This is a genomic window from Acinetobacter sp. 1294596, from assembly GCF_000582925.1.
Lineage (GTDB): Bacteria > Pseudomonadota > Gammaproteobacteria > Pseudomonadales > Moraxellaceae > Acinetobacter > Acinetobacter radioresistens.
This window is the reverse complement of sequence record NZ_JFCC01000045.1, coordinates 1-26,436: the sequence shown is the minus strand read 5'-3', so window position 1 is coordinate 26,436 and position 26,436 is coordinate 1. Positions and strand designations below refer to the sequence as shown.

The 26,436-nt window shown below is 42.5% G+C and carries 27 protein-coding genes, 1 rRNA gene and 1 pseudogene; 12 read left to right on the top strand and 17 right to left on the bottom strand.

Going from position 1 to position 26,436, the window contains the following annotated elements; genetic code table 11:
* From J502_RS13245 to def, 4 genes are all read right to left on the bottom strand, one after another.
* Positions 1-301: ribosomal RNA gene (locus J502_RS13245) — 16S ribosomal RNA — on the bottom strand; the annotation flags it as partial.
* A 595-nt stretch (positions 302-896) separates the two neighbouring features.
* Positions 897-2,924, bottom strand: a complete 2,028-nt coding sequence (locus J502_RS13240; RefSeq protein WP_034684463.1) for a TonB-dependent copper receptor — start codon at positions 2,922-2,924, stop codon at positions 897-899.
* A 65-nt stretch (positions 2,925-2,989) separates the two neighbouring features.
* Positions 2,990-3,406, bottom strand: coding sequence for a DUF2946 family protein (locus J502_RS13235; RefSeq protein WP_081374984.1), 417 nt, complete (start codon positions 3,404-3,406; stop codon positions 2,990-2,992).
* 98 nt (positions 3,407-3,504) lie between these two features.
* Positions 3,505-4,035 carry a peptide deformylase gene (gene def, locus J502_RS13230; RefSeq protein WP_034684459.1) on the bottom strand — a complete coding sequence of 177 codons (531 nt, stop codon included), beginning with the start codon at positions 4,033-4,035 and terminating at the stop codon, positions 3,505-3,507.
* A gap of 124 nt (positions 4,036-4,159) precedes the next feature.
* Between def and J502_RS13225 the strand changes: the two genes are divergently transcribed.
* The 3 genes from J502_RS13225 to tsaC are packed head-to-tail and all read left to right on the top strand — an operon-like array spanning position 4,160 to position 7,068.
* The gene (locus tag J502_RS13225) at positions 4,160-5,308 is read left to right on the top strand and encodes a LysM peptidoglycan-binding domain-containing protein (protein ID WP_034684457.1); all 1,149 of its coding nucleotides are present in this window, start codon (positions 4,160-4,162) and stop codon (positions 5,306-5,308) included.
* 15 nt (positions 5,309-5,323) lie between these two features.
* The gene (gene dprA / locus J502_RS13220) at positions 5,324-6,454 is read left to right on the top strand and encodes a DNA-processing protein DprA (protein ID WP_005017255.1); all 1,131 of its coding nucleotides are present in this window, start codon (positions 5,324-5,326) and stop codon (positions 6,452-6,454) included.
* Between the two features lie 44 nt (positions 6,455-6,498).
* Positions 6,499-7,068, top strand: coding sequence for an L-threonylcarbamoyladenylate synthase type 1 TsaC (gene tsaC, locus J502_RS13215; RefSeq protein WP_034671138.1), 570 nt, complete (start codon positions 6,499-6,501; stop codon positions 7,066-7,068).
* A 460-nt stretch (positions 7,069-7,528) separates the two neighbouring features.
* On the opposite strand, the gene J502_RS13210 is transcribed toward tsaC, so the two are convergent.
* Positions 7,529-8,422: a DMT family transporter gene (locus J502_RS13210; RefSeq protein ID WP_034684455.1), complete on the bottom strand. Its 894-nt coding sequence runs from the start codon at positions 8,420-8,422 to the stop codon at positions 7,529-7,531.
* Positions 8,423-8,537: 115 nt separating this feature from the next.
* Here J502_RS13210 and J502_RS13205 point away from each other — a divergent pair, with 115 nt between their 5' ends.
* The 5 genes from J502_RS13205 to J502_RS13185 all read left to right on the top strand — a co-directional run bounded on the left by J502_RS13205 (position 8,538) and on the right by J502_RS13185 (position 12,093).
* Positions 8,538-9,293: an AraC family transcriptional regulator gene (locus tag J502_RS13205; protein WP_034684454.1), complete on the top strand. Its 756-nt coding sequence runs from the start codon at positions 8,538-8,540 to the stop codon at positions 9,291-9,293.
* A gap of 214 nt (positions 9,294-9,507) precedes the next feature.
* Positions 9,508-10,074, top strand: a complete 567-nt coding sequence (locus J502_RS13200; RefSeq protein WP_034684451.1) for a PM1805 family lipoprotein — start codon at positions 9,508-9,510, stop codon at positions 10,072-10,074.
* 201 nt (positions 10,075-10,275) lie between these two features.
* Positions 10,276-10,818, top strand: a complete 543-nt coding sequence (locus J502_RS13195; RefSeq protein ID WP_034684449.1) for a glutathione peroxidase — start codon at positions 10,276-10,278, stop codon at positions 10,816-10,818.
* 194 nt (positions 10,819-11,012) lie between these two features.
* A complete protein-coding gene (locus J502_RS13190; RefSeq protein ID WP_005017265.1) occupies positions 11,013-11,354 on the top strand; it encodes an RcnB family protein in 342 nt (113 codons plus the stop codon).
* A 151-nt stretch (positions 11,355-11,505) separates the two neighbouring features.
* On the top strand, positions 11,506-12,093 hold the full coding sequence (locus J502_RS13185) for a PM1805 family lipoprotein (protein ID WP_005017266.1): 588 nt from the start codon (positions 11,506-11,508) through the stop codon (positions 12,091-12,093).
* Positions 12,094-12,140: 47 nt separating this feature from the next.
* Here the strand turns inward: J502_RS13185 and J502_RS13180 are convergent, their stop codons facing one another.
* The 11 genes and pseudogenes from J502_RS13180 to J502_RS13130 form a co-directional block, all read right to left on the bottom strand.
* Positions 12,141-13,517, bottom strand: coding sequence for an NAD-dependent succinate-semialdehyde dehydrogenase (locus J502_RS13180; RefSeq protein ID WP_034684446.1), 1,377 nt, complete (start codon positions 13,515-13,517; stop codon positions 12,141-12,143).
* Between the two features lie 649 nt (positions 13,518-14,166).
* On the bottom strand, positions 14,167-14,586 hold the full coding sequence (locus tag J502_RS13175) for a F0F1 ATP synthase subunit epsilon (protein ID WP_005017273.1): 420 nt from the start codon (positions 14,584-14,586) through the stop codon (positions 14,167-14,169).
* A gap of 27 nt (positions 14,587-14,613) precedes the next feature.
* Positions 14,614-16,008 carry a F0F1 ATP synthase subunit beta gene (gene atpD, locus J502_RS13170; RefSeq protein WP_034684445.1) on the bottom strand — a complete coding sequence of 465 codons (1,395 nt, stop codon included), beginning with the start codon at positions 16,006-16,008 and terminating at the stop codon, positions 14,614-14,616.
* 29 nt (positions 16,009-16,037) lie between these two features.
* The gene (gene atpG / locus J502_RS13165) at positions 16,038-16,907 is read right to left on the bottom strand and encodes a F0F1 ATP synthase subunit gamma (protein WP_005017279.1); all 870 of its coding nucleotides are present in this window, start codon (positions 16,905-16,907) and stop codon (positions 16,038-16,040) included.
* Positions 16,908-16,979: 72 nt separating this feature from the next.
* The gene (atpA, locus tag J502_RS13160) at positions 16,980-18,524 is read right to left on the bottom strand and encodes a F0F1 ATP synthase subunit alpha (protein ID WP_005017281.1); all 1,545 of its coding nucleotides are present in this window, start codon (positions 18,522-18,524) and stop codon (positions 16,980-16,982) included.
* Between the two features lie 45 nt (positions 18,525-18,569).
* A pseudogene (locus J502_RS13155) lies at positions 18,570-19,106 on the bottom strand (F0F1 ATP synthase subunit delta).
* A gap of 11 nt (positions 19,107-19,117) precedes the next feature.
* Complete coding sequence (locus J502_RS13150) at positions 19,118-19,588, bottom strand: F0F1 ATP synthase subunit B (protein WP_005017284.1); 471 nt, start codon at positions 19,586-19,588, stop codon at positions 19,118-19,120.
* A gap of 42 nt (positions 19,589-19,630) precedes the next feature.
* Complete coding sequence (gene atpE / locus J502_RS13145) at positions 19,631-19,876, bottom strand: F0F1 ATP synthase subunit C (protein ID WP_000424060.1); 246 nt, start codon at positions 19,874-19,876, stop codon at positions 19,631-19,633.
* Positions 19,877-19,960: 84 nt separating this feature from the next.
* Complete coding sequence (gene atpB, locus J502_RS13140) at positions 19,961-20,836, bottom strand: F0F1 ATP synthase subunit A (RefSeq protein WP_034684442.1); 876 nt, start codon at positions 20,834-20,836, stop codon at positions 19,961-19,963.
* Positions 20,837-20,940: 104 nt separating this feature from the next.
* Positions 20,941-21,339 carry an ATP synthase subunit I gene (locus J502_RS13135; protein WP_005017290.1) on the bottom strand — a complete coding sequence of 133 codons (399 nt, stop codon included), beginning with the start codon at positions 21,337-21,339 and terminating at the stop codon, positions 20,941-20,943.
* A gap of 173 nt (positions 21,340-21,512) precedes the next feature.
* A complete protein-coding gene (locus J502_RS13130) occupies positions 21,513-22,349 on the bottom strand; it encodes a metal ABC transporter solute-binding protein, Zn/Mn family (RefSeq protein ID WP_005017292.1) in 837 nt (278 codons plus the stop codon).
* A 121-nt stretch (positions 22,350-22,470) separates the two neighbouring features.
* Here J502_RS13130 and J502_RS13125 point away from each other — a divergent pair, with 121 nt between their 5' ends.
* From J502_RS13125 to J502_RS13110, 4 genes are read left to right on the top strand one after another with little or no spacing between them, the layout of a single operon-like run.
* Positions 22,471-22,968 (top strand): transcriptional repressor, encoded by a 498-nt coding sequence (locus J502_RS13125; protein WP_005017294.1) that lies wholly within the window; start codon positions 22,471-22,473, stop codon positions 22,966-22,968.
* Positions 22,941-23,735 (top strand): zinc ABC transporter ATP-binding protein ZnuC, encoded by a 795-nt coding sequence (gene znuC / locus J502_RS13120; RefSeq protein ID WP_034684441.1) that lies wholly within the window; start codon positions 22,941-22,943, stop codon positions 23,733-23,735. Before J502_RS13125 ends, znuC begins: the two co-directional genes overlap by 28 nt.
* 3 nt (positions 23,736-23,738) lie before the next feature.
* Positions 23,739-24,542: a zinc ABC transporter permease subunit ZnuB gene (gene znuB / locus J502_RS13115; protein ID WP_005017298.1), complete on the top strand. Its 804-nt coding sequence runs from the start codon at positions 23,739-23,741 to the stop codon at positions 24,540-24,542.
* 36 nt (positions 24,543-24,578) lie between these two features.
* Entirely contained in the window at positions 24,579-25,499 is a 921-nt protein-coding gene (locus tag J502_RS13110; RefSeq protein WP_034684439.1) for a Dyp-type peroxidase, read from the top strand.
* Positions 25,500-25,669: 170 nt separating this feature from the next.
* On the opposite strand, the gene J502_RS13105 is transcribed toward J502_RS13110, so the two are convergent.
* The gene (locus J502_RS13105) at positions 25,670-26,284 is read right to left on the bottom strand and encodes a hypothetical protein (protein ID WP_005017302.1); all 615 of its coding nucleotides are present in this window, start codon (positions 26,282-26,284) and stop codon (positions 25,670-25,672) included.
* Positions 26,285-26,436 lie beyond the last annotated feature (152 nt).

The following is a 26,436-nucleotide window of genomic DNA, read 5'->3' as shown; positions in this document are numbered from 1 at the left end:
ATCATCCTCTCAGACCCGCTACAGATCGTCGCCTTGGTAGGCCTTTACCCTACCAACTAGCTAATCCGACTTAGGCTCATCTATTAGCGCAAGGCCCGAAGGTCCCCTGCTTTCTCCCGTAGGACGTATGCGGTATTAGCGCTCCTTTCGGAACGTTGTCCCCCACTAATAGGCAGATTCCTAAGCATTACTCACCCGTCCGCCGCTGAATCCAGTAGCAAGCTACTTTCATCCGCTCGACTTGCATGTGTTAAGCCTGCCGCCAGCGTTCAATCTGAGCCATGATCAAACTCTTCAGTTAAAATCATTTGTACCTTATTTATAGACAAGGTACCAATTCTGGCTCATTAATCTTCTGACTAAAAATTTACTCAAATAAACTTCGAGAAATTTCTACCATTCAATCAATGAAAATTATTTCGATCGATCAACCAGTAAAAATCCACACAAGTTGTTCTTCATATTCTCTTAATGATCTTCTTACTGCTTCGTCAGCAGCAAGCTAGGTCGGCTATATTACGCTTTCTTTTCAGAAAGTCAACTGGTAATTCAGATTATTTTAAACCTATCCAACAAAACCCGACTTAACTATATTTAACTAAGTTGCTGTTTTATCAGAAGTTTTAATCTTCATCACCGCCGATGGATGTGCATTCTACAGCATTTCACATCCCTTGCAACCCCATTTTTCAAACTTTACAAACGCATGTTTATTTTATAATCCATAAAATTCATAATTTACTGTTTTATTTATAAAAATTATTTTAATAAAAGTTTGAGTTATTATTTAATGCAAAACAAAACAATATTAAATTACTGATAAACATGAATTTAAATTACTACCATAAACAAAAAGCAGGAAAAAACTCCTGCTTTTTGTTTGTTTTCAGTTCAAATTAGAATTTCATACTGATTCTTGCCCAGTAATTCCGTCCGATATTATTAAATTGCTCATTGGCAGCAAATCCAAAACCGGAACTGCCCATCTTGTTCAAATGCTCGGCATAGGTACGGTCCAGTACGTTATCGACACCCACAGAAAGATCCATGTTGTCATTTACATGATATGTACCATTTAAAGAGAGAGTACCAAAACCAGCACTTTGCTTAAGATCATAGCCGACAATATTGCCTTCACGCTCACTAATTCGGTTCTGGCCATCGACCAGGCGCCAGTAGGCACCCAAAGTATAGTTATCCTGGATATAACGTAAATTTACCCGAGCTTCCAAAGGTGAAATCTGTGGCAACGGCGTATTGTCACTGGTATTTTTACCCCAAGCATACATCGCACTCAGATCAGCCTGAATCGCATCAGTAAACTGATATCCGATTCCGACTTCTGCCCCTGCCACTGTTGCATCTACATTTCGGCTATGTGCTTCTAACATTCCCATATTACCTGTTGGCAAGTAAGTCGTGAGGATGTAATCATTGATCACACCTGCATATGCCGATGCCCATGAACTGAAATTACCATGTTCATGCTGGTAGCCAATATCCAGCTGTAAAGTTTTTTCAGTATCAATGTTCTTAAAGGTATTTGGATGACCATTGCCTGATTTTGGACTGAACAGCTCCCAGTAATCCGGCATACGTTCGACATAGCCAATACCCATATAAGTCTTGCCATCATCATGGTCTGGATGCTGATTCTCAAAACGCAAAAAAGCGCTTGGTAAAGTTTTTTTACGCTCCTGGTTTGACTCCACTGCTTCTACTTTGACCTGATCCAGACGCAGGCCACTCACCAGCTTATGATTATCACTGACCTCATAACTGAGCTCACCGAAACCACCGATCGACTGGAACTCCATATCTTTAATACGTGGCTTATTCTGATACGCTGTCATCAGATTTCCGTTACGTTTGCTATGCTGATTATTCTGGCTGTCGATACCTGTAATCAGCTGTAATTTATCCCATTCACTGGTCACGGCCATACGCGCATTCAATGTCTTACGCGCCACATTGGTGGCCATAGGCATACTCATCATACCGCCAGGCTTGAACTCGCGCAGACTATAGTTATCCATGACATGGTCATTAAAATTGTAGTTTACCTGTGCTTCAATTTTCTTAATCACATCATTAATATTATTCTTTTCAACACGCAAACCCAGACTTTCACTGGCAAACTTGGAGCCATCCATTGCACGGCCGGCATACACAGCTTCACCATCCGCCTTGCCTCCAGTCAGCTCTACCCAGGTATCGCTATCCGGCGTCCAGCCCAGGGCCAAATCTGTATTCCAGCGCTCCCATGCGGAAGGTACAGTATTACCATCCCCATCTTTATAGCTGTCTGACTTTGAGCGGTTGGCATTTAGACGAATGTATTTATTTTCGTCCCCAACTGCTGCCTCTACATTGTGATCAAGGCGGCCAAATGAACCCAGCATGGCACTGGCCTGACCCTGATAATGCTGATTTTCATTGAAACGGACTGGCTTACGTTCAAAAATTACAGTGGCTGCTGAACCGGTCTGCGCATATTGTACGGTCTGCGGCCCTTTAATGACTAAAATCTGGTCATAACTTTCCGGCTGAATATAAGAAGTTGGTGCATCCATACGTGACGGACAGGCTCCTAAATTTTCTGTACCGTCGGTCAGAATCTTGATGCGTGAGCCAAACATGCCCCGAAAGGTCACATCGCCATTGGTTCCTCCATTTTTGATGGCATTAAAGCCAACAATACTTTGCAGATAATCTGCACCATCTGTCGCAGGTACAGGCTGAATGGGCTTTTTAGGATCTACCTGCACAATCAGTCCACTAGCCTCATTACCCTGCTGGGCAGTTATTATAATAGGGGCCAGAGTCTGCACACTGGTCTCGGTTTCAGCAAATAATGTACCTGAATAGCAGGCAATGAAAATTGCAGCCGATAAAGGCTGTAAAAAGAATTTTGGCCGAGCCATATCAATCTCTCTAAAAATACAGATAAACAGTGACCTGGACCAGTGAGGCCCAGAGAAAAAGTTGTTTATGCAGAGATTGGAGGAGCTCGCCCCTGAGGTAATAAAAATAGCCGCTGGAGTGCAAACCAGACATGACTGAATGTCTTCTGGAAAGCGAGCAGCCGAACCTGAATACGATCCAGGACTTCTTTTATATCCAGTTCAGGCGGCAATACCAGATTGCCATAGACAGTACAATACTGGCATTGATGATTAGCATCATGGTGATGGTGTTCATAAGCCGAATCTTTCTGAAGATTATGTTGATGACTATAAGATACAGCTGAATGCTCAGCATGAGGTACGGTATGGTTCAGTAACAATGCACGGGTAATCGTTTCACAGACAGGCGCAACCTGATACTGCTTGGGCAGCAGAGGCTGTAAAAATACCGCGATCTGTAAACATACTGCTATGACTGACAGCAGTAACCCATGACGCATCAACAAATTTTGAATCTCAAAATTTTACTGGAGCCCCAGTATAGCAAAGCCCAAATTAAATTGGGCCTTATTAAAAGATTATTCAGACAGTTCAACCACTAGCGTCTTGCTGTAACCTTTTCCTTCTGTCTTGAACGTACCAGTTTTTCAACTTTTTCACGGGCACGCTGCCGTTTAAGAGGAGAAAGGTAATCTACAAAAAGCTTACCGTTCAGATGGTCCATTTCATGCTGGATACACACAGCCAGCAATCCGTCAGCTTCGATCTCGAAGGCATTACCTTCAAGGTTAAGGGCCTCAATTTTGACACGTGACGGACGCTCAACTTTGTCGTATATTTGTGGCACAGATAAACAGCCTTCTTCATAAGGCTGGGTATCTTCAGTAAGCGGTGTAATTTTAGGGTTAATAAAAACCATTGGCTGATTCTTTTCTTCAGATAAATCCATCACGATTAACTGAATATGACGGTCAACCTGTGTTGCAGCCAAGCCAATGCCGGGCGCTTCGTACATGGTTTCAAACATATCTGCAGCAAGCTGGCGAATTTCATCTGTCACTTCTTCGACTGGCTTGGCAAGGGGACGAAGACGCGGGGCTGGGAAACTTAAAATAGGTAATAAGGCCATACAGTCGTCCTCTTTTGTTGCCAGTATTGCAAAACCAAATAAATGAAGGAAAACTTCATTAAAAAATGTGTGTAAGGTCGTTATTATAACGCAACTACAGACATAATTTTTAGGAATTATGATAATGAAAAAAGTTTTCAAAGGCAGCGCACTTCGTGCCTTGGGGTTTAAAAAGCAGTTTATTGCTCTCGCAATCTGTTCAAGTTTGGGAATAATCATGCCTGGCATGGCTGAAGCAGCCAGCCGTAATATAAATCCGCCCTCTTTAAAAGCCAGTGCTCCTAATGTTTATGTGGTCAAAAGAGGGGATACTTTATGGGATATCGCCGGAAAATTCTTGAGTAAGCCGTGGCGCTGGCCAGAAATCTGGGCCAGCAACAAACATGTCAAGAATCCACACTGGATTTATCCGGGCGACCGTTTATTGCTGTGTACTCTAGACGGACGACCGCTGATCGGTAAAGATGAAGGTGACGGCTGTGAAGGTATTATTCGCCGTTATGGTGGCCAGACCAGTATGCAGCCACAAGTTCGTGTTGAATCCCTAAATAATGCTATTCCAGTTATTCCGCTTGAACATATTCGGGTCTGGCTGGAACGCACCCTGATAATGTCACCAGATTCAGTGGTCAATACCCCCTATATTTTAGGCACGGCTGATAACCGGGTATTGGCTGCTGCCGGCCAAACCGTTTATGCACGCGGTAATGGCCTGCAAGTTGGTCAGCGTTATGCAGTTTATCGTGAGGGTGAGCCTTACATATTCACCGATGCTAATGGCAAGTCATATAATGCCGGTGTAGAGCTGCTTCAGGTGGCTTCCGGCGTAGCTGTGCAGAATGAACAGGATATTACTACGCTAGAATTAACGCAAAGTTATAATGGGGAAGTCCGTCGCGGTGATCGGGTCATGCCAGAATATGATCCTATGTTACCTACCCTGTTCTATCCAACAATTGACCATCAGGTGACTGAAGGCGGTCAGGTGATTCGGGTGATGGGATCAATCGGTACGGCAGCCAGACACAGTGTGGTAACTATTAACCGGGGCAATATTCATGGTGTTCAGTCCGGTCAGGTATTTAGTGTCTATCAGCAGGGTGAAGTTGTACGTGATCCGAAAACCCGTGAACAAATCAAACTGCCAAGTCAAAAAGTTGGTAATATTATGATTTTCCGTACTTTTGACCAGTTGAGCTATGCTTATGTACTGGACAGCGCCCTACCTATCAAAGTAGGTTCTGGCATCCAGGCGCCGCCAATGGCAGAGTAAGGCTGGAGCATTATTATGATTGCCGAATTATCGCAGCTTCATTATCACAGTCTGAAGCTGTGGTATTTGGTCCAGCATTCAGTTTCAAGTTTTAACCAGCTGGTTGAGTATTTTGGCAGTGCTGAACAGGCAACCACTCCGGCAGCATTAGCGCGCTGGGGCAATTTAAAACTGCATGCCAATCATTCCAAGCGGGCACAGGAATTTTATAGCGCAACCGGTCAGGCTGAGTTTGAGCAACTGACCCAACGGGTATTGGCAAGTTGCGATTTTATTTTAGTGCCGGAAGATATACTGTATCCGCAGCAGCTGCACCCTTATACAGATAAGCCTCCGATCCTGTTTGGCCAAGGTTCTGCTCAAGCCTTAAGTCAACCCCAGATCGCGATTGTAGGCAGTCGCAAACCAAGCCCGCATGGCCGGCAAGTAGCCTACGACTTTGCGTATTATCTGAGTGAAAAAGGGTTTTATATTACCAGTGGACTTGCCTTGGGAATTGACGAGGCAGCACATCAAGGGGCATTGCAGCATCAGCGTACTATTGCTGTAGTCGGAACCGGACTGGATCTGGTCTATCCAGCCCATAACCGTAAGCTTCAAGAACAGATACTTCAATACGGCGGTACAATCGTCAGTGAGTTTTTACCGGGAACCCAACCACTCAAGCATCATTTTCCACGCCGTAACCGTATTGTTAGTGGTTTGAGTCTAGGTGTACTGGTGGCAGAAGCCGCTTTAGAAAGTGGTTCATTGATTACTGCACAGCGTGCCGCCGATCAGGGTAAGATTATTTTTGCCATTCCCGGCCATATCTACAGCGAGCATCATCAAGGCTGTCATCAACTCATCCGTGAAGGCGCCATACTGGTAGATCATCCGGAACAGCTGATTGAAGATCTGGCTTTACCGACCCAGTGGCATAGCCAGCAACAAAAGGTAAGCAGTGTACCCGAGCCGGCACAGGTACCTGAACATCTATTTGAACTGTACCAACAACTAGACTGGGTAGGACTGGATCTAGACCAGATTGCTCTTAAATTGCCATTATCTGCGGCTGAATTGACCGGACATCTGATGGAACTTGAGTTACTTGGACTATGTGTTCAGCAATCTGGGCGCTATCTGCGTTGCCGTCCGGGCTTTTAAGGTTCACAATAACCCTGTTTTCAGCTCTAAGGTAAATAGAATATATGATCACCACCTCTGTGACAGAAGCAGCAGAATGTCTCAGCCAGGGCAAAGTTTTAGCCTACCCCACCGAAGCTGTTTGGGGGCTCGGCTGTGATCCATATAATGAAGCGGCCTTCCATGAAATATTGCGCCTGAAACAACGTCCTATTGAAAAAGGAGTTATTTTGCTGGCTGGCCAGCTCTCGCAGGTTGAACACTTATTAGTGTCATTAAACCAAGAGGGTCAACAGCAAGTTATCCAGCAATGGACCCAGCGCTCAGTGACCGAGCGGGCAACTACCTGGCTGCTTCCAGCGGATGAGCAGATTCCTGTATGGATACGTGGCCAGCATCCTAAAGTTGCAGTACGGGTCACCAATCACCCGCTATGTGTAGCCCTCTGTAATGCTTTTAACAGTTTTATTGTTTCTACCAGTGCTAACCCTGCAGGTCTAGAACCGGCACGTACCTTACAGGAAGCCAGCCAGTATTTTGGTTCTGAGCTGAATTATCTCAATGGGGACCTCGGTTTAAGCCAGCAACCTAGCCGTATTATTGATGCGATTACAGGTGAAATTATTAGAGCCTGAGATAAGACCCAAGCTTTTTTAAGAACTGTGCAAGCTTTCTACTTAAATTTAAGACAAAAAAAAACTCAGCCATATAGATAGGAATGGCTGAGTATAAAAAGGGATGTGTTGACACATCCAGAGGGTCTATTACAACTTTATATTCACTTAATGTGAAGTAAAACTTAATAATCCTGCTTAATGTGTATTATAAATTTAATTTTAAAATAAAACAAATATATTATTTATCTTATACATAGAGCTTTTTATGATCAATACTAATCAATATGACTAAACAATTCAAAATATGTCTTTATTTATTTAAGGCTTTTTCTAAATATAAAAAAATCTCCACAATTATACTGGGGCTCAGTATCTGATCAGACCTTAGTCTAAGCTTAGATAAAATCTCTCGTATGTTTAACTTTTAGGCACCACTTAATAATCTAAAGATCAAATATGACCAGAGAATGACCAACGCTCATGTTCGACAGGTTTTTTTCTGTGCCATCACAACACCTGTGAGTATCAGGACTCCGCCCAGTGTATGATAAATTGTCCAGCTTTCAGCCAGCCATAAACTGGCAATGATTGCGGTAATAACCGGCATCAGATTCATAAAAATACTGGTGCGGTTAGGGCCAATCTGCTGTACAGCCAACATCCAGACAAAAGGCGCAATCAGTGAAGGGAAAATACCTGCATATAGCACGCTGCTCAAGTTAGCTGTATTCAAGCTGTCCAGACCTAGCCAAGCGATAAAAGGTAAATGATAGATCAGCGCAAAAGCGATCTGAATATAAAGGCTGATCAATAAAGGAATCTTTAATTGCCATTTTTTCAGGAAAACACCATAAAAGGCATAGAAGAACACCGCAATCACCATAAGCAGATCACCCCAGTGGGCGCCACTTTGCCAGAGTGCCGACAGGTTCCCCTGAGCCATTACATAAATCAGTCCGCAAAATGATAGGATACTGCCCATAATCGCGAAGCGGTTAGGTATATCTTTGAGAATAAAAAAAGAAACCAGAATGGTGAACACAGGAATGAAAGCATTAATCAGTCCCATATTGGTAGCAGTGGTATAATGCGCTGCGGTATATGCCAGTCCCTGATATAGTACCATCCCAAAAGCGCTCAGTACTGCCAGCTGTAGCCAGTGCTGTATTATCAGCTGACGCTGTTCCCAGACCTTGCCCAGCATAAATGGTGTCAGAATGAGAAATGCAATAAGCCAGCGATAAAAACTGATACTGACAGGAGAAATCAAATCTGCTGCATAGCGTGTAACTACAATATTTAATGACCAGATCATGACAGCAATGACCGGCAAAACAAATGCCCACGCCGGGTTACGGGAAACACTTGACATCTCTATGTCCTTTAATCATTCAATCCAGTATTGTTCTAGAAGTCTGAAATAATTGAAATACTGTTTTTCAGACATCTATACTGTATAAAGGACATCTTGGCTCGGTATTCAAAAAATGAAAAGACAGTATTCTGCTCTGGATGAGTTAATCAAGATTGATCAGTTTTTTTATGAGAAAAATGAAATTGTGGCTTCTCACTCTTCACTCTGGGGAGATTTTAACTTTAGCCTAGATGGTATTTTGGAAATCCAGACCGGGAAACAGACTTTTTTAGCGCCGCCTAATTATGCTTTATGGCTTCCTCCCCAGACTGAACATTGTTCTATTGCACTGGACCACAGCGTAACCCATTTTATTTGTATACGAGTGCATCCAAGCTTGTGTGACCAGTTACCCCGAGAGGTTAAAACTTTAAGTATTCGTCCTTTTCTTTTAGCTCTGGTTAGAGAAATTCTAGAACAGTCTTCCGGCGCCCCTGGTCCGGTTTATTCTCATCTTATACAGGTACTGTTTGACCAGTTGCTACAGGCCAAGATTTATGATGACTATTTGCCTCAAAGTCATCATACAGTACTGCTTCCTGTACTCCAGCAACTGGCTGATCCGGAGCTTTTTCAGTATAGCTTACAAACCTTGCTTAAAAGATTCAGCTTGAGTGAACGACAGATTTTACGTTTAAGCCAGCAGGAACTTGGCCTGTCAATTTCTGAGTGGCGTAACCGCGCTAAAATTATTTATGCAATCAGCCAGATTCGCCAAGGTGCTTCTATCAAGCGTCTTGCTTATGAGCTCGGCTACCAACATAGTTCCAGCTTTATTGCCTTTTTTAAACGCTACACGCAACATACCCCCTTACAGCTGAGGTCCTGATTAATAACTGTAGGAATAATATTTTATAATCTAAGCTATTTTAAGATCTTTTAACTTAACGTATATTTTTTAAGTATAAAAAGTAAACTTGGTCTTTCTTATAATAAAAGCATGTTTAAATAAGTGATTAGTTTTTAATACAACACTTCTTTTTTAATAAGAAAGTTGATGATTCAAAATTTAATATTATTTTCTAAACAGGATATCTATTTTAATGAAAAAATTACTTCTTACTACTGCCTGTATGGCATGTTTAGCTTTTGCTGGCTGTAATAAACAAACTGAACCAGCTGCTTCAAAAAACACGCAGACAACTACCGCAACTAATACAGCCAATACTACTGCTCCTGCAACTACAGGGAGCATGACAAAAGATAATCATGAAGATATCCGTAATGACCTGAACAGATTACAAGCATTGGCAAATTCCAAAGCTGAAGCTGCTATAGATTACCAAGATCAGATGATGAAGGCAGTTCAAGCTAATAACCGCGAGCAGGTTATGGATATAATGAAGAAAATGCAGGGTTTCATGACTGAATTTAATGGTGAGCTTAAAAAGCTGTCACTAAAAAGTCAGGAAGTTCATGAACTGCGCAATAAATTTATTCATTCAAATGAACTTGGACTGGAATTAACCAAGTTAAGTACTGAAGCTAAACCAGATGAAGCCAAGATTAAAGAGCTACAACAGCAGGTGATGGATGTACAAAAAGAGATTATGCATGATGTACAGAAACTTCAGGCAAAAGTAGATCCTCAATCAGCTCAATCAGCTTAATCAGCTCAATCAGCTCAATCAGCTCAATCAGCTCAATCAGCTCAATCAGCTCAATCAGCTCAATCAGCTCAATAATAATTTAAGGGCAGGCTAAAATAGCCTGCCCTGTTTAATAATTAATAAAACAGCTTGCTGCCAGATAAATTTGCGGCTAAAAAGAATAGGTTAAAACTTTAATTTATTTTATTTAGGGATGCCTATATGACCTCTATTTCTAATATTTCTATTAAAACCATACAAGATGAAGAAATTACACTTGATCAATTTGCCGGTAAAGTTTTACTCATTGTCAATACTGCTTCAAAATGTGGTCTGACTCCGCAATATGAAGGACTTGAAAAGCTCTACCGTGAGAAAAAAGATCAGGGATTCGAAGTGCTGGGTTTTCCAGCTAATAATTTTTTAGAACAGGAGCCGGGTTCTAACGAAGAAATTCAGCAGTTTTGTTCACTCACTTATGATGTTTCTTTTCCAATGTTTGCCAAAATTTCAGTAGCCGGCCCAGATAAACATCCGCTTTACCAGACGCTGACTACGGCACAGCCAGAACGGATTGGTGAAGGCCCTTGGTGGAAAGATCTGGTAGATTATGGCCTGACTCCAAATCCTAAACCGGAAGTACTTTGGAATTTCGAAAAATTTCTAATCAATAAAAATGGAGAAGTTATAGCTCGTTTCGCACCAGATATCACTGCAGATGACCCGCGCCTAATTGATGCGATTGAGACGGAACTAAAACGATAATTAAAAAATATGAGGGAGAGCAGCGACTCCCTCTTTTTAGAAAATGTCACTGATCAGGATAGAATTCTTCAATAAAAATTAATTTTTATATTTATCCATAGTTTTAATAAATCTACTATTCATCCTTCATCTTCACTGGGAATTCAAAGCTTTTAATATAACTATCAAAACATTTATTGAAACCGGGGTTCCACGTGAAACACTATATTAAGACCACCCTATTTGCTCTAGTTACCGGCCTAAGTGCCACAGTGGCTATGGCTGCCCCTGAACGTGCCCATCATACTCATCAAGATCAGAGCCAGTCTCATTATCAGCATCAAGCTAAAGTAAACCGGCATGCTTCATCCCATGTAAACTGGAAAACAGGTGATAAAGTTCCTGCACAATATTACTCTCATGCGAACCAGATTGACCATAAACGTTATAAAAACTTATCCAAGCCCGCAAGAAACCAGCAATGGATTAAAGTTAATGGAGATTATGTACTGATTAATACCCGTTCACATCAGGTTATTAAAGTAGTTCATCATTAAGCTTTATTTAATAGGTTCTACAAAAAAGGTGCTTCGGCATCTTTTTAACTTTGAGGGTTAATAAAAGTGTTATCGCTTTGCAACAATAAGTTTTATCTCCACATTTTATCCATATATTAAAAAACAATATTTAATGGAAATACCGTGGAACATGAAAAAGTTACTGCAAGGGGCTTTACTTCCTTTTATTATTTTTACTTCAGGTCTGCTATTACTAGGTTGTGACCAGATGCAACAGGATGAATCTGAAGCAGTGTATAGTGAACACAGCCAGGCTCCTGCAACAAAACCTGCCCCATCTTCCGAACTCGCAAACGGCAATATATTCTATATGGCCCGCGATGTGGCAGATATGCAATATAAAACCCAAGGCTATGTAGCAAAGTTACAGCAGGCTCAGACTGACTTACAGCAGGCCATTGAACAGAAAGATCCGCATCAGCTTCAGGCAACCGCCACTATTTTACAAGAACAACTTCGTGGATTTAGCCAGACATTGTCCTCTTTAAACCTGAAAAGCCAAGAAATTGATTCGATCCGTAATAATATCTTAGAGGCAAACCAGCAGGCTCTTGCTTCTCCTCTACTCAACGGTGAAATTGATTTTAATCAGGTGGATTTTAATAAGGTCCAGGTTCAAATGAATACTATTCAGACAGAAATGCTTAAGCTGGCAGATATGTTGATGCAGAGTTCAGATAAAGATACTCAAGCAACATCTGAACAGGAAGAAAGTTAGAGTCATAAAAAAAGCCCTATAGTTAGGGCTTTTTATTTTAAACTAACTTATTTTTTCGGGCTTTTGACAACGACTAATTTCTTTTGTGCGAATTCTTTAAAACCATCAATGGAAAGCTCATGACCATAGCCAGAATTCTTTATTCCGCCAAATGGTAACTCTGGTGCAGTATCAGTATACCAGTTAATCCAGATCATGCCAGTTTCGACTCGAGAAGCTAATTTTTTTGCCCGTTCAATATTTTGAGAATGAATTACACCACCCAGACCATAATGTGAATCATTGGCAATGGCTACAATTTCATCTTCACTTTTGGCAACATAAATCTGCGCTACTGGTCCAAAAAACTCTTCATACCAAGCTGGATTATCACGGCTAATATTTTCTAAAATGGTTGGTTCATAGAAGTTGCCATCATGGTCAACCGGCTTACCGCCAGTGACTAGTATTGCTCCATTTTTCACAGCATTTTCAACTTGTTCAGTCAGTTTTTCTAATGCATCTGCTGAAGATAAAGGTCCAAGTTGTGTTTCAGGGTCAAGTGGATCACCAACTTTCAAGTCTTTAAAGACTTTAACCATACCGGCTTTAAATTCTTCGGCAATGTTCTCATGTAGAATAAATCGTTTAGCTGCAGTACAGACCTGACCGGCATTATTGATACGTGCCTGACAGCCAATCTTAATTGCTTTTTCCAGATCAGCATCATCCAGAACAATAAAGACATCATTACCGCCCAGTTCCAAGGTGGATTTTGTGACATGTTTTCCAGCCTGTCCGGCTACTGCACGCCCTGCCCCTTCTGAGCCGGTTAATGCTACACCCTGTACACGCGGATCTGCGATAATATCCGCTACCTGATCACTATTAATAAATAGATTTGTCCATACTCCCCTAGGTGCACCCGCATCTATGATTAACTGTTCGAATGCTTCGGCACACTGTGGAACAATACTGGCATGCTTCGCCAAAACCGGATTACCAATTGCACAGTTTGGTGCAAACACACGCATCAGTTGATAAAACGGAAAATTCCAGGGTTCAACTGCCATAATGATACCCAGTGGATGATGTTCGACCCATGCTTCGCCCAGTTCTGTTTTATATGACACCGGGGCTAAGAATTCTTTGGCATGGTTTGCATAATATTCAGCAATACGGGCGCAGCTTTCAATTTCACCTTCGCCTTGCTTGATCAGTTTCCCCATATCCAGCGCCATCAGTTTGGCTAGCTCCGATTTTCTTTCTCGCATATTGCTGGCCAGCTTGCGCAGTACATCAATACGGGTATCGACCTGTTGTGACCATTCTGACTTCAGGATTTTTTCTGCTGTATCCAAGGCATTTTGAATGTCCTGATCGCTATGTGAAGGATAGTCTTTCAATTTTTGATTATTAAAGGGGTTAACTGATTGATAACTCATAATAAAGTTCCCTGTGTAAGCAATTTAGTTTCTGCTGGAATAAATAAGAATATGTGTAATGTCATGGGAGAGAAAAAACATCTAAAGGCTTTACAAGCTAAAAACCCAAGAGGCATGGAATTAAACTAGCATTATTTTTTTACTACTTTATTTCTGCTTACAGAATGGTTCAAAACATTACGGAGTGCGGGTAAAAGTTATATCGAGTGGTATAAAATAGATTCAACCTAGATATTATGAATAAGAGATTGAATAACTGAAGCTAGCCTTTAATTAATACAAAACTCTGGATCAGCTCTTTAAATAAAAATTTAATGAAACATCTAAAATAAAGAAAAAATATTATCTATTATTAAGTTAATATGAAAAAATTTTAAACTCAGGCTAATAATAAGATACGATTAATAGAATAACTTGATTTAAAATTTTATAACGTCCTTAAGAGGCTCGAATATTATATAAAATGCCTACCCCCTTATAAAGTATTTTAATCTTGCCTTAAATCATCTGCTTTCAATAACTTTGCTTAGAAATGAATTTTAGTAACTTTACTGTGAAACTGGGCACTAATAAAAATATTTTCACTAAAAAGATTCTTATCATAAAAAAACCACCCTTTCGGGTGGTTTCTTTAATCTCAAACTGACAATTACATTGCACGATTTTTGATTTTACGGATCGTTTCCAGCTGAGCAGCAGTTTCTGCCAGAGCAGCCAGAGCAGCAGCAGAGTCCAAATCACTCTTCTGGTTAGCCAGCAACTGTTCAGCGTTACGACGCGCTTCCATAATTGCTACTTCATCCAGATTATCGGCACGGATTGCAGAGTCAGCAAGAACCGTTACCACATGTGGCTGAACTTCTAAAACACCACCAGATACGTAGACGATCTCTTCCGTACCATTTTCCAGCAGGACACGAATCGGTCCTGGCAGGAGCAAAGTTACCAGCGGCGCGTGACCAGGCATAATACCCAGTTCGCCACCAGCCCCTTTTGCAATTAGCATAGTCACAGTGCCTGAGTAAATTGACTCATTTACACTTACGACATCACATTGCATAGTCGCCATGAGAATCTCCTAAATTAGAGTAGCTAATTAAAGTTTCTCGGCTTTAGCAATAACTTCGTCAATACCACCAACCATATAGAACGCTTGTTCTGGGATGTGATCGTATTCACCAGCTAGAAGACCTTTAAAGCCACGAATTGTTTCTTTAAGCGGTACTAATTTACCAGGCGCGCCAGTAAATACTTCAGCTACGTGGAACGGTTGAGAGAAGAAACGCTGGATTTTACGCGCACGGTAAACTACCAGTTTATCTTCTTCAGCCAGTTCGTCCATACCCAAGATTGCGATAATGTCTTTAAGCTCTTTATAACGCTGCAATACATTCTGTACAGAACGTGCAATTTCATAATGCTCTTGACCAACAACCAGCGGGTCTAGCTGACGTGAAGTCGAGTCAAGTGGATCGATCGCTGGATAAATACCAGAAGATGCGATGTCACGGCTCAATACTACAGTTGCGTCCAAGTGAGCGAACGTAGTTGCAGGCGATGGATCTGTCAAGTCATCGGCAGGTACGTATACCGCTTGGATTGAGGGAATAGAACCATTCTTGGTCGATGTAATACGTTCTTGAAGAACACCCATCTCTTCTGCAAGAGTAGGCTGGTAACCTACTGCAGATGGCATACGGCCTAGAAGTGCAGACACTTCAGTCCCCGCCAATGTGTAACGATAGATGTTGTCTACAAACAACAGTACGTCACGGCCTTTACCGTTTTCGTCTTTCTCGTCACGGAAATATTCAGCCATAGTCAGACCAGTTAGCGCTACACGCAAACGGTTACCTGGTGGCTCGTTCATCTGACCGTAGACCATTGCTACTTTGTCTAGAACGTTAGAATCTTTCATTTCGTGATAGAAGTCATTACCTTCACGAGTACGCTCACCAACACCAGCAAACACAGATAAACCTGAGTGAGCTTTTGCGATGTTGTTGATCAATTCCATCATGTTTACGGTTTTACCAACACCGGCACCACCGAACAGGCCAACTTTACCACCTTTTGCAAACGGGCAAAGCAAGTCGATGACTTTAATACCAGTTTCCAAAAGATCTGTAGAAGCCGCTTGTTCAGCATAAGAAGGTGCTTGACGGTGAATCGGCAAACGTTCTTCAGTCGCTACAGGACCTGCTTCATCAATAGGGCGACCCAAAACGTCCATGATACGGCCCAGACAGGCAGTACCCACAGGAACAGAAATTGGTGCGCCAGAGTTAGTTACAGGCAGACCACGTTTAAGACCTTCTGTAGAACCCATTGCGATGGTACGCACAACACCATCACCAAGTTGTTGCTGAACTTCTAAAGTAGTTTCAGTTCCGTCAACCTGGAGAGCGTCATAGATCTTAGGAACGCTATTGCGTTCAAACTCGACGTCGATAACCGCGCCGATGATCTGAATGATACGACCGCTACTCATTGCTGTCTCCTCAATTCAAACTAATAATGTTAAACGGCAGCGGCACCGCCAACGATCTCGGAAATTTCCTGAGTAATCGCGGCTTGACGCAGCTTGTTATAAATGAGCTGTAGGTCTTTAATCAGCTGGCCTGCATTGTCAGTTGCAGCTTTCATTGCAACCATACGAGCAGACTGCTCACACGCGATATTTTCAATCACGCCCTGATAAACCATAGACTCGATATAGCGAACCAACAAACCGTTTAGCAGCTCTTCAGCTTCCGGTTCATAGATATAGTCCCAACCATAAGTACGGTTGAGGCTGTCGCCTTCGTTAGCCGGAGCAAGAGGAACAAGCTGGCTTACCGTTGGTTTCTGTGTCATGGCATTAATAAATGCATTAGATACCAGATAAATGCGATCAAGTTCGCCTCTATCAAATGCATCGAGCATGACTTGTACAGAACCGGTTAACTGTTCCAGACTTGGAGCATCCCCTACTTGTGTAGTAGCGCCGAGCACTTTACCGCCGTAGTTTTTAAAAAACGAAACCGCTTTTTGACCAATTAAAGCAAATTCAACTTCAATTGACTGCTCACGTTGTTGCTGAACATGCTGAACAACTTTCTTGAACAGGTTAATGTTCAAGCCACCCGCAAGACCACGATCTGAAGACACGATGATATAGCCAACGCGCTTAACCGGGCGCTCAACCATATAACGGTGTTTGTATTCAGGGTTTGCTTGTACCAGGTGAGCAATTACACGGTGCATATTTTCGGCATACGGACGGCCCTGAGCCATGCGCTCTTGCGCACGACGCATTTTTGAAGCAGCAACCATCTGCATCGCACGCGTAATCTTCTGCGTGGACTTGATACTTGCGACCTTGGCGCGAATTTCTTTTAAATTTGCCATACGCTTAACCTAATATTCGGAAGCTCAAGGAGCCTCCGAAGGTTGATCCGTGAAACAAACTTAACTAATCAATTAGTAAGTTTGAGTCGCTTTGAAGCTCTCAATACCTGCTTTAATTGCAGCTTCGATGTCTTTGTTGTAATCACCAGTTTCATCGATTTGTTTCATGAGTGCGGCATGTTCAGAGCGGAAGTACGCAATGAGTGCAGCATCAAAGTCTACAATTTTCTTCACTTCAACATCAGCCATGTAGCCTTCGTTTGAAGCATAGATAGATACAGCTTGGTCAGCAATTGAATATGGAGCATATTGTTTCTGCTTCATCAGTTCAGTTACACGTTGACCATGTTCAAGCTGCTTACGAGTTGCTTCATCAAGATCAGATGCAAACTGGGCAAATGCCGCCAGTTCACGGTACTGAGCAAGAGCAGTACGGATACCACCAGCCAATTTCTTGATAATCTTGGTCTGAGCGGAACCACCAACACGCGATACCGAGATACCTGCGTTCACAGCAGGACGAATACCCGCATTGAACAGAGAGGTTTCAAGGAAGATCTGACCGTCAGTAATCGAAATTACGTTCGTTGGTACGAATGCAGATACGTCACCGGCTTGTGTTTCAATAATTGGCAATGCAGTTAATGAACCAGTCTGGCCTGTAACTTCACCATTGGTGAATTTCTCAACGTAATCAGCAGATACACGAGAAGCACGCTCAAGAAGACGCGAATGTAGATAGAACACGTCACCTGGATACGCTTCACGACCTGGTGGACGACGTAAAAGCAGTGAAATTTGACGATACGCAACTGCTTGTTTAGACAGATCATCATAGATGATCAGAGCGTCTTCACCGCGGTCACGGAAATATTCACCCATTGTACAGCCAGAGTACGGAGCCAAATACTGCATTGCTGCAGGATCAGCTGCTGCCGCTGCGACAACAGTGGTATATGCCATCGCACCACTTTCTTCCAGCTTGCGTACAACGTTAGCGATGGTCGATTGTTTCTGACCAATTGCCACATATACACACTTAATGCCAGAGTTTTTCTGAGCGATGATGGCATCGATCGCCATTGCTGTTTTACCAGTCTGACGGTCACCAATGATCAGCTCACGCTGACCACGACCTACAGGGATCATGGTGTCTACTGATTTATAACCAGTTTGGACAGGCTGATCTACTGATTGACGCCAAATTACACCTGGTGCTACTTTTTCAACAGCATCAGTCATTTTTGCATCAATAGGGCCTTTACCATCAATCGGGTTACCCAAAGCATCTACGACACGACCTAAAAGTTCAGGACCAACCGGAACTTCTAATACACGGCCTGTACAACGAGCTTTTTGACCTTCTTGAAGGTTTAGGTAGCTACCTAAAACAACGGCACCCACTGAATCCTGTTCTAGGTTCAGTGCCATACCAAATAAGCCGCCGTCGAATTCGATCATTTCACCGTACATTGCATCAGCAAGACCGTGAATGCGCACAATACCGTCGGATACCATAACAATGGTACCTTCGTTTTTAGCGGTCGCGCTGGTGTCCAGATCGCCGATACGCTGTTTAATGAGCGCACTGATCTCGGATGGATTCAGTTGTTGCATTGCGCTATACCTCAATCTTTTATAAGTTCAGTCTTCTGTTTTGCGTTATGCAAGAAGACGAGTCCGCATTTTTTCAAGCTTGTTCAGCGCAGAATCATCTATCACTTGATCGCCCGCACGAATTACAACACCCGCGATTAACGCCGGATTCACTTCAACGCTAACATTTACAGCGGCATTAAAACGTTTTTGTAACGCATCTGCCAGCAGCTGTTCCTGTTCTGCATTCAAGGGAAAAGCCGATTCGATAACGACATCGACTGTATTATTATTCTGTGACTTAAGCTCTTCATACTCTGCAGCAATTTCAGGAAGCAATGCCAAACGGTCATTGTCTGCCAGCAAAATCAGAAAGTTTGACACTGCCTGACTTTGTTGTTCACCTAAAACCTTTGCAAAAAGTTACACCTGTTGTACAGGTGTAAGCTCAGGACGATTTAAATAAGCGGAAAATGCTTCGTCTTGCACCGCAGCACTGAGCACTTGTAACGCATTCGACCAATTGTCAGTTGCACCTTGCTCAGAAGCGTAAGCAAATGCTGCTTTGGCGTACGGGCGTGCCAACGTCAAGAGTTCAGCCATAATCGCCTCGCTTAAAGTTTAGCAGCCAGCTGGGTCAGCATGGCATTGTGAGCTTGCGCATCAACTTGCTGGTTCAGGATTTTTTCTGCACCAGATACTGCCAAGGCAGCAACTTGTTGACGTAATTCTTCGCGAGCAGAATTGATCTCCTGATCAACAGCTTCTTTTGCCTGTTGACGAATACGCTCACCTTCAGCCGCAGCTTGAGTACGCGCTTCTTCGATCAGCTGTGCTGCACGACGGTTCGCTTGTTCGATCAATTGAGCCGCTTGTGCTTTAGCCACGTCAAGCTCTTGCTTTACTTGCGCCTGTGCATCGGCAAGATCAGCTTTCGCTTTTTCAGCAGCATTTAAGCCATCAGCGATACGACGCTGACGCTCACTAATCGCATTGATTAGTGGTGGCCAGACAAACTTCATGCAGAATGCGACAAAAACCGCAAATGCAATCGCTTGGCCAATCAATGTGAGGTTGATATTCATTTAGCAATTCCTCAAATAGTGGAGTTTTGGGAATTAAGCTGATTAACCTACAAATGGATTTGCGAAGATGAAGAACAAACCAATACCAACGCCGATCATAGGCACAGCATCAAGAAGACCCGCGATTAGGAACATACGAGTTTGAAGTTGTGGAGCCAATTCTGGTTGACGTGCAACAGCTTCAAGGAAGCGACCGCCCAGAAGACCAAAACCAATCGCAGTACCTAAAGCACCGAAAGCGATCAAGATAGCAGATGCAATTGCAACTAGACCTAAAGTGAGTTCCATGAAAAATTCCTCAGAGGTTAGGTTTTATACCAAATTAAATTAAAAAATTGTGCCTAACCGTCTGATAACAGTCAGGCAATACCATTAATGTTTTTCGCTTGCCATGCTCAAGTATACGATGGTCAGCATCATGAAAATGAACGCCTGCAACGTAATAACAAGAATGTGGAAGATAGCCCAAGGCACAGATAACGCCCATTGGATCCAGAACGGTAAAAGTGCGATCAAGATGAAGATCAACTCACCCGCATACATGTTACCGAACAGTCGAAGTGCCAATGAAATTGGACGTGCAAGGAAAGTTACCAGTTCCAGAATTAAGTTCACCGGAATAAGTAACGCTTTTGCAACTGGGTTACTTGGGTTGAATGGGTTAAGTGCCAACTCGCCAACAAAGCCACCAACACCCTTTTCACGGATGCTGTAAAACAAGATCAGGACAAATACTGACAGAGACATACCTAAGGTAATGTTCGGGTCAGTAGATGGAACAATCTTGAAGTAAACGTGGTGAGGATCCATACCAAATACACTTGCACCAATCTGCTGAGCCAGGTAAGGAACCCAGTCAACAGGAATCAGGTCCATCAGGTTCATGAGGAAAATCCACACGAAGATGGTCAGTGCCAATGGCGCAATCAAGCGAGATTTGTCATGGAAAGTATCACGAACACTTGAGTCAACGAACTCAATGATCATTTCGATTGCAGACTGGAATTTGGTAGGAACACCAGAATTGGCTGCTTTAGCAACCAGCCAGAATAACAAACAGAAAATCACACCAAGGCCAATTGACCAACCCATTGAATCCAAGTGAATTGCAGTGAACCCCATCTGTTGAGCTTCTTCAGCAGTCTCGGCCAATTTCCAAGTACCGTCCGGCATTTTGCCATAGGTCATATTGGTCAAGTGATGCTTAATATACTCTGTCGAAGTAAGGGCATGTTCTTCAGCAGCCATAAATCACACCTGGTCAATGTCAAATAATAAATAGAGCTGGTGAATATCGCGTGCTGCCTGATATCTCACACATCTCCAAAAAAACTTTTCAATTTCTGCTGCGCTTAAACTCGTTTTTGTAGTCGAGACACCCAAAACGGGGCAACCCAAGACATGCTCTGAACGAGTATAAATCCACAAAACAATGCCACCGGTGACAGTGGTTGTACATTGCTTAAAATTAAAATAAAGCCAACAATCATGATTGCAAACTTGCCGAGCATGCCCCGGTACATATTCAATAGAACCTGCTTTGAAGCTCTTGCCCCGGCAGTTCTAAATGACTGCCATGAGAAATAACTGCTTGCAAGCCAGCACACCAATGCACCAAGTGCAGCACTTAATGCTGCGGTTGTATCACTTACAAGCCATGCTATCAAAGCAGACACAGGTATCATAAATGCTTGCAGGTAGACCAAAGCTTTCGCTAACCGTCGGTCAATCAAGCGACTAGTTCGGCTCATTTTTACCCACTTACAGCATAAATGCTTGACAAGTTTAGCTGATGATCGTTTTTAATCGCAGGCATTATAGAGTTACACCCCTGAACATGCAATCTTTTCCCGATTGAACTATGGTTTTTTTCAATCCTCAGCCGGTTCTTGAGAGATTTTCAGGGTGTTTATTTTTTATCTGTTTATCGTGCATTTACTACACAGCGATGGGCCTGATCAGCCAGATCTTTCCACGCTACAATAAAATCCTGCTCATTACTCATACTTTCGTCGACCTTCTGGAATATGATCGGATTCAGGCTACGATACTGGGCCTGGCTGGCATGGCCTTCTGCCAGCAAACACATTTTTTGACTTGGCCGCTGCTGATTCAGGTAACGAATCTGACTCATAGTTGGAGCAATATGTGGATCATCAGTTAAGGCACCAGCGAAGCGCAGATTAAGAGGTCTTTCCAAATATTGGTAAGCATCATGATAAGACCAGTACGGACGTGACTGACCAGTCTGGTTATATTGTTGCGTCACTTTGAGCATACGTGCTGCGAATGCCCGTGCATTATTCCAGTAAGCCTGCCGATGTGCCGGATACTGCTGTGAACGTAAGGCCGCTATAAAAAAGCCGATACGTACCGCATTATTCGGATCAAGCCAGATATGGGTATCGACGGTATTTGGTAATGCTTTACCACGGGTATTTCGAAGTGGCAGCAGCTTTACCAGTCCTGAATCCAGGATAGAGATTGCTTTAGGCTGACTACTCAATACCTTGTCTAAAGGAGCTTCATGAGCTTTCCCAAGCCAGATCACCAGAGAAGCATCCTGAATGGTCTTACGGTGAGCCGGCTTTAGAGTAATATCATGCCCGCTCTGATTGGCTAATAGCAGCTTGGGTTGCTCGATTCCTTGGGTAACTGCTTTACTGATCAGGTAAATAGGTTGTGTAGATACAACCAGGTCATTTGACCAGCTTAAGGTACAACTGCATAGTGCCAGAGCAACAAGAATAAAACGTAACATGAAGAAGAAACCAAGACCCTTTAATGTTATAATATAACAATTCTACAAAAATACCTATGCCTGTTCGAAACATGCTTAGGCTTCATGTTAATATTTAATAAATTATTTTCGAGGTTTTAGCATGAGCTCATGTTCACATGGACATCATGACACATTGCACGGCGTACATGACCATCATAACGTTGAAGCACGTCTTGCTGAAGCAGAAAGCTTATGTATTGCCTCGGGTGCACGTCTTACTCCTTTACGTAAACAGGTGCTGGAGCTGATTCTGAAAGCTTCCAGCCCGATGGGGGCCTATGACCTGCTGGCTAAAATGAAAAGTAATACTGACCGGCCGGCTGCTCCACCTACTGTTTACCGTACGCTAGAGTTTCTGCTGGAAAAAGGCCTTATTCACCGTTTGACTTCGATTAATGCCTATATTCCCTGTTGTCATCCAAGAGAAGGCCATCAGGCGGCTTTTCTGATCTGTACGCGCTGTCACATTGTTAAAGAGGCATCGGCACAAGGCTTGATGCAGCAGCTGGAGCAGCTGGCAGCTTCTGATCATTTTAATGCGCACCACAGTATTATCGAGATTTCAGGATTATGTCAGCAGTGCAACACCACGGCCTAAGCTCTCCCCTGCCCCTGGTTTCTCTTGAAGATATCAGTGTAAGGCTTGATGAGCTGGATATTCTTAAGCAGGTTAATTTTACGCTCCATGAGCGGGAGATTGTGACCCTGATCGGTCCAAACGGTGCTGGCAAGTCTACCCTGATTAAGATATTGCTAGGCATTATGCAGCCGAGCACTGGTCATGTCCGCACAGCTAAAACGCTAAAGATGTCGTATGTGCCACAAAAATTTAACCCATCACATAGCTTGCCATTGCGCGTCAAAGACCTGCTCGCTTTAGAAAACTGCTCCCAGCAGATCAAATCAGAAATCATCCGAGATACGGGTATCAGCAAGTTAGAGTTATCTAAAGTGCAACAACTTTCCGGAGGTGAACGGCAACGGGTATTACTGGCACGTGCATTACTGCGCCAGCCAGATATCCTGGTTCTGGATGAACCCATGCAAGGGCTTGACATTCAGTCTGAGGCCGAACTGTATGCCTACGTACGGAGCCTGCCGGAACGTTATGGCTGTGCCGTATTAATGGTTTCTCATGATTTGCAGTGGGTCATGCAAGGCACGCATCGTGTGGTTTGCCTCAACAAGCATATCTGTTGTAGCGGCCTGCCAGAGAATGTTCAGCAACATCCTGAATATCAGGCAATCTTTGGAACCCAACGTGTATTTTATCAGCATCATCATGACCACTGTGCACATGGTGACCATGCTGAACCCTGTCAGCATGATGCCCGCCCACATATCCACCCTGAACCGGAAGTTTAAGTAATGATGGAATGGCTACAACTTCTGCTTCCTGCCTGGATTATGGGTACCCTGCTGGTCTTTCTGACCGCTCCACTTGGCTGTCTGATGCTGTGGCGACGGATGTCATTTTTTGCCGACACCATGGCGCATGGCACTTTGCTTGGCGTTGCCGTTGCAGGTGCACTTAGCTTGCCATTATGGATGGGTGTTACTTTACTGGCCTTATTACTGGTGGCAGTGTTATGGGTATTGCATGATCCGCGCTTACCGAGTGATGCTTTACTGGCACTGTGTTCAGCGACCCTGCTCTGTTCTGGTCTGTTGTTTATCCAGCACTTGCCCAGTTTAAGGCCTGAACTGCTCAGTTATCTGTTCGGTGACCTGCTCACAATCAGCTGGAATGACTTACCTACATTTGCTGCGGTTATTCTGCTGGCACTCGCCGTGCTTTATAAATCATGGCAAGCCCAGATCCGTACTGCAATTGATCCGGATATTGCAGCCAGCGAAGGCATCCATAACCAATGGCAGCGCCTGATTTTCATGTTACTGCTGGCGCTGTTTACAGTTCTGGCATTGCGTGCCGTAGGTTCTTTACTAATGGGAGCATTACTGGTCATACCTGCGCTGACGGCACGTCTGCTTGCACATTCGCCCAGACAGATGGTGATCTGGGCATTTGTGATGGCACAGATTGGAATAACGGTAGGACTATGGTCAAGTGCTGGTCTGGACATTTCGACCGGCTTAAGTATTGTACTTACTATGGCAATTTTATTTATCCTGATTTTTACTGTACAGAAGATCAGAACAAGTATTTCATAAGGCTTAAAGCCTGTATAAAATTTTGTGGGGTTTTTAATGACTGCTCAATCGGTAATCCTTCCCTTACCTTCTGACCATGCACGTTTTATCAGTTTACGTTTAAAAGATTTGTCAGTGGCTGAGCTTAAAAAGCACATCGCGCTACTGCATAGTACACGAGACCGCTTGATTACCCAGCACCCTGCTGCACAGATTAAAGCGGCCGTTGCTTTCGGTCCAGAAATATGGCTCCAGCTTTATAAAGAAATGCCTTCTGGTTTTAAACAGCTTGCTCCTCAGCAGGGTACTTTTCAGATGCCGGTGGTACCTGCCGATGTATTCATTCATATTGCCAGCGCACGTGCTGACATCTGTTTTGCCTTGAGCCAGGCATTTTTTGAGGGAATCAAAGATAAGGTTGAGGTGCTGGATGAGCGGGTATGTTTTCGCTACTTTGATGGGCGTGATATTACCGGCTTTATTGACGGTACTGAAAACCCACAATTTAACGATGACCGTGCAGAGGTTGCGCTTCTGCCTGAAGACAGTGGTGTCTTTGCAGATGGATCGTTTATTTTCGCCCAGCGTTATGCACATGACCTGGAAAAATGGAAACGTTTAAAAGTAGATACTCAAGAGCAGATCATGGGCCGTACCAAACTTGAGTCTATTGAACTGGATGATGAGGTAAAACCTGAGAATGCGCATATAGCACGTACCGTGGTAGAAGATGAAAATGGTGAGGAAATGGAGATTCTTCGTCATAGTCTCCCATATGGTGATGGGAAAGGTGATCAGGGTCTTTTCTTTATTGCTTATACTAAAGACCTTAACATTATCGATCTCATGCTGAACCGTATGTTTGGAACCAGTGGTGATGGTATTCATGACCGTTTATTACATTTTGTTACTCCACTTGATGGGGCATATTACTTTGCGCCTAGCGCAGAATTACTTGAAGTGATATTAGAGAGTTAAAAAACTGAAGGGTATATTTTTAAAGCTCTAGAGTATTTTAGAGCTTTCTTACATTTTAATAAAATTAAATTAAAAATTATTAGTCTTAAATCTAAAGTTTTGGTTAATAACTTAACTTAAAAAATATAAAAGCTATTAGCCTTATATTTATATAAAAAAGGATAATTAAATCAGTTTACCTGCTTAAAGTAAACTTTTTCTCCTTCGGAACATACTCCATAAAAAACTCCATAAGATTCATCTTTTACAGAAGGATTATTTAAATAGCTATTGCATTCTAAAATCAAATCTCCAGCATTTTTCTTAAATACTATTTTTTGCTTTTGATAATATGGAGCACCTGTATAATTATCAGCTAAATAATAGATTCCTAACTTAAAATTCTTTGATTCAGCCTGTTTAGTTGCATATCCATTCTTTATAAAATCAATCCCACCCAAGGCCAAGTTAATTTTATCAATATTTAAACTCAACTCATTATTATTATTTTTATCTACTTTAGCTTCTGCCCATCCAACTTGGACATCTTCACTATAAATATTTTTATAATATAAGGTAAAATTACCATTATTATCTTTTATATAAAACTCATCACGTGCAGGATCAAGTCTTTTAAAAAGATAATTATTCACTTTTTTTGTGGGTATAAGATGCTTACACTTCCCTGAATTTTTACAGATTTGATATGAAAAATAAAGTTTTGTATTACTTGACTTAGGCTGACCTGCCTCAGTTGTAACTGCATACATTAAACTAATTAAAAATAAAAAAAAGACTCTAATCATTATTGCATAATCTCTATATATATTTTTTTAAACAATACATTACTTTAATTAAAGTCTAAAAAATTCTTCATTTTAAATTTTATGAGAATCAAAAATATAAAAAATAGATAGCTTTAAAAGTTTCTATAATTAATACTTTTTACACTAAAATT

Excerpts from the sequence above, each read along its gene's own strand:
- J502_RS13240 (WP_034684463.1), bottom strand. The coding sequence starts at position 2,924 with ATGGCTCGGCCAAAATTCTTTTTACAGCCTTTATCGGCTGCAATTTTC.
- J502_RS13235 (WP_081374984.1), bottom strand. The coding sequence starts at position 3,406 with ATGCGTCATGGGTTACTGCTGTCAGTCATAGCAGTATGTTTACAGATC.
- def (WP_034684459.1), bottom strand. The coding sequence starts at position 4,035 with ATGGCCTTATTACCTATTTTAAGTTTCCCAGCCCCGCGTCTTCGTCCC.
- J502_RS13225 (WP_034684457.1), top strand. The coding sequence starts at position 4,160 with ATGAAAAAAGTTTTCAAAGGCAGCGCACTTCGTGCCTTGGGGTTTAAA.
- dprA (WP_005017255.1), top strand. The coding sequence starts at position 5,324 with ATGATTGCCGAATTATCGCAGCTTCATTATCACAGTCTGAAGCTGTGG.
- tsaC (WP_034671138.1), top strand. The coding sequence starts at position 6,499 with ATGATCACCACCTCTGTGACAGAAGCAGCAGAATGTCTCAGCCAGGGC.
- J502_RS13210 (WP_034684455.1), bottom strand. The coding sequence starts at position 8,422 with ATGTCAAGTGTTTCCCGTAACCCGGCGTGGGCATTTGTTTTGCCGGTC.
- J502_RS13205 (WP_034684454.1), top strand. The coding sequence starts at position 8,538 with ATGAAAAGACAGTATTCTGCTCTGGATGAGTTAATCAAGATTGATCAG.
- J502_RS13200 (WP_034684451.1), top strand. The coding sequence starts at position 9,508 with ATGAAAAAATTACTTCTTACTACTGCCTGTATGGCATGTTTAGCTTTT.
- J502_RS13195 (WP_034684449.1), top strand. The coding sequence starts at position 10,276 with ATGACCTCTATTTCTAATATTTCTATTAAAACCATACAAGATGAAGAA.
- J502_RS13185 (WP_005017266.1), top strand. The coding sequence starts at position 11,506 with ATGAAAAAGTTACTGCAAGGGGCTTTACTTCCTTTTATTATTTTTACT.
- J502_RS13180 (WP_034684446.1), bottom strand. The coding sequence starts at position 13,517 with ATGAGTTATCAATCAGTTAACCCCTTTAATAATCAAAAATTGAAAGAC.
- J502_RS13175 (WP_005017273.1), bottom strand. The coding sequence starts at position 14,586 with ATGGCGACTATGCAATGTGATGTCGTAAGTGTAAATGAGTCAATTTAC.
- atpD (WP_034684445.1), bottom strand. The coding sequence starts at position 16,008 with ATGAGTAGCGGTCGTATCATTCAGATCATCGGCGCGGTTATCGACGTC.
- atpG (WP_005017279.1), bottom strand. The coding sequence starts at position 16,907 with ATGGCAAATTTAAAAGAAATTCGCGCCAAGGTCGCAAGTATCAAGTCC.
- atpA (WP_005017281.1), bottom strand. The coding sequence starts at position 18,524 with ATGCAACAACTGAATCCATCCGAGATCAGTGCGCTCATTAAACAGCGT.
- J502_RS13150 (WP_005017284.1), bottom strand. The coding sequence starts at position 19,588 with ATGAATATCAACCTCACATTGATTGGCCAAGCGATTGCATTTGCGGTT.
- atpE (WP_000424060.1), bottom strand. The coding sequence starts at position 19,876 with ATGGAACTCACTTTAGGTCTAGTTGCAATTGCATCTGCTATCTTGATC.
- atpB (WP_034684442.1), bottom strand. The coding sequence starts at position 20,836 with ATGGCTGCTGAAGAACATGCCCTTACTTCGACAGAGTATATTAAGCAT.
- J502_RS13135 (WP_005017290.1), bottom strand. The coding sequence starts at position 21,339 with ATGAGCCGAACTAGTCGCTTGATTGACCGACGGTTAGCGAAAGCTTTG.
- J502_RS13130 (WP_005017292.1), bottom strand. The coding sequence starts at position 22,349 with ATGTTACGTTTTATTCTTGTTGCTCTGGCACTATGCAGTTGTACCTTA.
- J502_RS13125 (WP_005017294.1), top strand. The coding sequence starts at position 22,471 with ATGAGCTCATGTTCACATGGACATCATGACACATTGCACGGCGTACAT.
- znuC (WP_034684441.1), top strand. The coding sequence starts at position 22,941 with ATGTCAGCAGTGCAACACCACGGCCTAAGCTCTCCCCTGCCCCTGGTT.
- znuB (WP_005017298.1), top strand. The coding sequence starts at position 23,739 with ATGATGGAATGGCTACAACTTCTGCTTCCTGCCTGGATTATGGGTACC.
- J502_RS13110 (WP_034684439.1), top strand. The coding sequence starts at position 24,579 with ATGACTGCTCAATCGGTAATCCTTCCCTTACCTTCTGACCATGCACGT.
- J502_RS13105 (WP_005017302.1), bottom strand. The coding sequence starts at position 26,284 with ATGATTAGAGTCTTTTTTTTATTTTTAATTAGTTTAATGTATGCAGTT.